The 1,396-nt window shown below is 68.9% G+C and carries 1 protein-coding gene and 1 pseudogene; both read left to right on the top strand.

Annotated features, from left to right (window positions below; translation table 11 throughout):
* The first annotated feature begins 286 nt into the window (after positions 1-286).
* On the top strand, positions 287-571 hold the full coding sequence (locus ACY45C_RS20580) for a hypothetical protein (RefSeq protein ID WP_462189197.1): 285 nt from the start codon (positions 287-289) through the stop codon (positions 569-571).
* Positions 572-791: 220 nt separating this feature from the next.
* Positions 792-1,396, top strand: a pseudogene (locus ACY45C_RS20575) (helicase-associated domain-containing protein); the annotation flags it as partial.

Genomic DNA, 1,396 nt, shown 5'->3' with positions numbered 1-1,396 from the left:
TCCCTAGTATCCTCGAGCCGGGATGACAGATTTCTGGAAATACAGCGCGGAGGAAACCATGCTCCCCTCACCGGGCAGGTCGGTATGCCGCCCGCACCTCGATCGGGTGCCCGTCCACCCCGGCGGCTCCGGGGCTATGGGGGATGCCGCACAATCCGTTTCAGCCCGTACCCGGCACCCGTCCCGCCGCGCCGTATCCATCATGGTCACCGCAATACTGCTCGTTCTGTTCTCAGCGTTGCCGGCCGGCGCCGTGATCCGCCGTCCGGTGCATCATCCGCTCCCGATGATCAACGTTTCGTACGAGACCGGTGCGGTGAGCGGCGTCGGGCGGCAGACCGACCTGACAATCACCGACAAAGGACCGGGGATCCTGCACGTCCAGTCAATTTCGGTGGACGGTGAACGCCTCCTGGATCAGAACTCCCATCTCCGGATCGCGCCGGGGCGCAGCTACATGTTCACCTTCGGCTGGGCCGGTGGCCCCGGGGGTGGTCCGGACGGGCCGACGGTCGTCATCGACAGCGATGCGCCTACCAGCCCCACCGTCCTCCACATCGGCTATCAGTGAGGCCGCACCGGCAACGAGACCGCACCCGGTGAGGTCGCACCGGCAACGACGGCGAGGCCCGCGGTACCGGCGACCGCCCGGAGGGCGCCGATGCCGTTCGCCGACGCCACCGGTCTGCTCGCAATCCGGATGGATCGGGAACGGGCGGCCGTGGTCTCGGGTGTCTGCTGCCGGCAGATCGGGCGGTCGTGCCCGCTCGGCGCAGATAAGAATGGAAGGGATGACACCACGATCGTTCGCCGACCATCTTGCGGATCTGGACTTGCCGGCGCTGGCCGCTCTGCTCCGCTCGCGTCCGGACGTGCTGGTCGAGCCGGTCCCCCGTGGTTTCGGGCAGCTCGCGCAGCGGCTGGAAAGCCCGGACTCGCTCGCGGCGGCGCTGTGGGAGCTGAACCGCGACACGCTCCGGGTCGGCCAGGCGGCGGCGCTGCTGGGGCAGTCCGCGACGGTACCCCGGATGGCCGAGCTGTTGGGTGCGTTACCGGACGCGGTGCGCGCCGGGGTGGGCGATCTGTGCGCCCGCGGCCTCGTCTGGATCGACACGGTGGTCCAACTCCCGGAACCGCTGCACAACCACTGGGTCGAGGAGATCAGTTCCGCCCGCCCGGTCGCAAAGATCGCCCACAACGTCCTGGTCGAGGATCTACGTAAGGCGGTCACGGCGCTCGGGGCTCCGGCCGAAAACCTGCGCAAGACCGAGCTGACCGCGCGGCTCACCGAACTCATGTCCGATGCCCGCCGCATCGCGACGATCATCGCTTCCCTGCCCGCCCCGGCGAGGCAGCAACTCGATGACCTGCGCCTGGCCACGGCCGGCGGCTACTT

The organism is Frankia sp. CcWB2 (genome assembly GCF_977927585.1).
This window is presented reverse-complemented; position numbering and strand designations above follow the sequence as displayed.